The 3,599-nt window shown below is 62.1% G+C and carries 5 protein-coding genes; 2 read left to right on the forward strand and 3 right to left on the reverse strand.

The window, feature by feature from the left end:
- Window positions 1-246: hypothetical protein (locus FS320_RS50495; protein ID WP_338105678.1), on the forward strand; the 246-nt coding region annotated here is incomplete at its 5' end.
- 156 nt (window positions 247-402) lie between these two features.
- Here the strand turns inward: FS320_RS50495 and FS320_RS50500 are convergent.
- Together FS320_RS50500 and FS320_RS50505 are read right to left on the reverse strand one after the other, a co-directional pair.
- Window positions 403-1,005: a site-specific integrase gene (locus FS320_RS50500; protein WP_338105677.1), complete on the reverse strand. Its 603-nt coding sequence runs from the start codon at window positions 1,003-1,005 to the stop codon at window positions 403-405.
- Window positions 1,002-1,289: a hypothetical protein gene (locus FS320_RS50505; protein ID WP_338105676.1), complete on the reverse strand. Its 288-nt coding sequence runs from the start codon at window positions 1,287-1,289 to the stop codon at window positions 1,002-1,004. The genes FS320_RS50500 and FS320_RS50505 overlap by 4 nt, the downstream gene beginning before the upstream one ends.
- Window positions 1,290-1,471: 182 nt before the next feature.
- On the opposite strand from FS320_RS50505, the gene accD reads away from it, so the two are divergent.
- Entirely contained in the window at window positions 1,472-2,419 is a 948-nt protein-coding gene (gene accD / locus FS320_RS40130; protein ID WP_162003558.1) for an acetyl-CoA carboxylase, carboxyltransferase subunit beta, read from the forward strand.
- A 471-nt stretch (window positions 2,420-2,890) separates the two neighbouring features.
- Here accD and FS320_RS40135 read toward each other — a convergent pair.
- Window positions 2,891-3,599, reverse strand: a 709-nt coding sequence (locus FS320_RS40135; protein ID WP_152718032.1) for a recombinase family protein, incomplete at its 5' end; no start/stop codon positions are given.

The following is a 3,599-nucleotide window of genomic DNA, read 5'->3' on the forward strand; positions in this document are numbered from 1 at the left end:
CTGGCTCAGGCTTTTTATCGCTTGGCTCATGGCAGCCCTGATGAGTTCATCCGCGCAATCGGATACTTCTCAGGTCGCCTGAAATCCAGCGCCAGCCGCGTGCCGCCGCATTATTCAGGGCCGACTACCTACTCTGAGCATGCTCCTGTTCGTCGTAGTAGCCCGCAGCCTGCTGAACCGACTCGTGAGCTGACTGACGCATCGCATCCACTAGCGGGATTCGATCCCGTCCAGCCTGAGTCATAAATCCCGAACGGAGTCGATGAGCGCTGAAGTCGGACGGGTAAAGGCCAGCCATTCGGCATCGCTTCTTCAGAATGAGATTGACCGACTGGGGCGTCAGCGAGGTGTCGCCGATGGAGCCGTCATTGCGAACCTCCCGGAAGATGGGCCCGTGGTGATCTAGGCGACGTGCATCCATTCGTGGAGGGCCACAGCTGCGCGTACGGCGGCGAATACAAAAGCTCCCTGCCCTGCGGACGTCGTTTTAGTGCGTCCGACTGCAATGCGGATGCATGGGACAACAGGAGATGCGGTATCGTCTGGTCGGAGCATGATTGGATCGGCAACAGTGATCTGGGAGTGTCTCAGGGTCGCGATCTCGCTGCGCCGGCGGCCGCAAGCGGCAAATGCAAGCGGGAGCATTGCCCGGTCACATAGGTCGATGGCTTTTGATCCGTTACAGGTGGCAAGGAGCCGGTCGAGCACATCGCGAGTAATGGGTTTGCGGCTCTTGCGCTGGGGTAAGCGTCCCGAGGCCTTCATCGCTAGCCGGACGGCTTTCCTACTTCCCGGATGGTCAAACGGGGCCTCAACGACTTTCCATTGATGCAGGGTCGACCAGTTAGTTGGACAAACGCCGTGAGACGTCTTGGGCGCGTTTGGTCCATCGACCTTCAGGACCTTGCACTGCCTGAGCTCCTCCATCACGGCATCAGGCGTGCCGTGGGCCGGATCGATAGCTTTCTGATCTGGATCCCAGAGATGATGGGCAATGAACTTCAAGACAAGTTCGGGATCTGCAGGCCAGGCCAGGGCAGGGCAGGGCAGGGCAGGGCAGGGCAGGGAGCGTCCGGTGGCAGCAAGGGACCAGGCCTCAAGATAGGCGAGATCCGAGGCGAAAGCGCGTAGCGTGTTCGCCCCATCCCTGTATCAGCGAGGTGCTTCAGGGCGGCGACATCGGCGTCGGTCAGAACTTCCGCATAGCGTTCAGCTGCCGCCATCGGAAGCACGGCCGCCAGCGCGGCGAGTTGCTTCGCGCGGCTGATCTGAGATGTCGAACGGGCCAACGCTTTTTGCTCCCTCATCATGCAGTGCCGTCTTCGAATCTGCCTTGGCCGGACTACAGTCGAGCCCCTCTGATTTGTGAATCGTGACTGAGCAGCTTAAGGAGATCCGCCTGGTCCAGCGTCGCACTCCTGCTACATTCCCGTGGTCTGTGCCGCGGAGGCAGAGAGGGAAGGAACGCCGCGTGAGCTGGATTACCGATGTCGCGCCAAAGATCAAAACTCTGTTCAAGAGGGACACACCCGAAAACTCATGGATCAAGTGCCCAGACTCCGGGCAAGTGGTGTTCCAAAAGGACGTTGAGGCCAACCAATGGGTGATCCCAGGCTCTGGCCACCACATGCGCCTGTCGGCGATCCAGCGCCTGACGCTGACCTTCGACGAGGGCCAGTGGACGGACGTGCCCGTCCCGGACGTGGACTCCGACCCGCTGAAGTTCCGAGACACCAAGCGCTACACCGATCGCCTGAAAGAGGCCAGGACGAAAACCGGGTTGCCGGACGCGATCAAAGTCGGCACGGGAACCGTCGAAGGCCTGCCGATGACCGTGGCAGCCCACGACCCAGATTTCATCGGCGGCTCGCTCGGGGTGGCGGCCGGGGAGGCATTCATCCGGGGTGCTGAAACGGCGATCGAGCGAGCCACGCCCTATGTGGCGTTCACCGCCTCGGGTGGAGCCCGGATGCAGGAGGGCATGCTGTCCCTCATGCAGATGGCGCGCACTACGGTTCTGATCCAGCGGCTGCGCGAGAGAAAGCTACCCTATATCGTCGTTCTCACCAATCCGACCACAGGCGGGGTGACGGCGTCTTATGCGATGCTGGGTGATGTCCATATGGCCGAGCCGGGGGCTCTGATCGGGTTTGCCGGACCACGGGTGATTGAGCAGACGATCCGCGAGCACCTGCCCGACGGGTTCCAGCGGGCCGAGTTCCTGAAGGAACACGGCATGGTCGACATGGTGGTCCACCGCCATGATCTGCGCTCGACACTGGCGCGCCTGTGCATCCTTCTTATGCGACTGCCTGCTAATGAGATCGGGACGACGTCCGATGCCCCAGCGGATGACGGGTCGGATCATCATGAAGCTGACCGTCCGGCACCTTCCGTTGAACAGAGCAACCCTTTGTAGGGGAGAGGCCATTCTCTCGCGCAACCATCAGTACCGTCACCGATTTAGGTGAAGGACGAAGGCGTGGCACCCACTATGGTTAACGAGAGGAAAACGGACTGGAGGGGGAATGGCGCGAAACCCGGTTCGCGATGAGCGCCAAGGGGACCTGTTCGGGCACCTCCGTCACCTGCCAAACCGGTCTGCCGGGCCTCCCCGCCGAGGCCGGTGCGTGAGGAGACCCGGGCGCCGGAGCCAGTATCGTTGGGCACGCTTGGCGCGAAGGCAACAAGGCCCGAGATCGACGAACTCCTGGAGGGCATGCCGGATCGGGAACTGGCCTATCTCGCGGTAGAGGCTACGCGGCTCGTGAAGCGCAGGCTCGTCCGAAGGCAGGGGAGGGGGCTCCGGCCGATAGGCGCCGGCAGAGGCAAGTCGCCTCTTGATGATGCCCTCGTTCGTCGAACGCAAAATCTGGTGACAGCAGCGCTATCACTGGATGTCAGGGACTGCGAGGCCAATTTTGCGGGCCCGGTCGAGTTGGAATTTGACCGAGCTGGCCTTCCATTCTCTCCCGCCTCGTGGCGTCCGCTCTCGCATCCCTTCCAGCTGGGCGCCGATCTCACGCAGGGTGAGGGTCGGGTTAGAGATCGCAATGCCGGCAATCAGGGTCATGATGCGATCGTCCGGCGGACGTCTCCCGGCTTTCCGTAACAACTCCGGCTCAGCCATCCGCTCGGCGACCAATCGCTTGATCGCCCTCCTGAGGCTTTGATCCGTCCACCGCTGGCCTCGTGCATTCAGCACCTGCACGACATCTCGCCAGCTATGGTCCGGCCGCATCTGACGGACAACGGGAAGGAAAGAATTAGCCGCCGTCAAAAGGTCGCCCAAATAGACGCGGTCGCGGGCGAGGGCGGTCTTGCGGATTGCCTCTGGCCGTCCCTCACGCAATCCGGGGTTCCCTGGCCTCTTCCCCTTAGCCACTGCCGCCTTCATGCCAGCCTTCGTGCGCTCCGAGATCAGCGATCGCTCCAGCTGAGCGACGGCGCCCAGGACCTGCAGAGAGAACACGCCTTGCGGGGTCGACGTGTCGATCGGATCCCTGAGGGATTTGAAGTGGGCGCCTTTCTCCTCAAGCGTCTCGATGACTTCGAGCAGGTGGCTGACCGACCGGGCCAAGCGATCGAGCCGGACGACC

It is taken from the genome of Microvirga tunisiensis (assembly GCF_009296175.1).
Taxonomy (GTDB): domain Bacteria; phylum Pseudomonadota; class Alphaproteobacteria; order Rhizobiales; family Beijerinckiaceae; genus Microvirga; species Microvirga tunisiensis.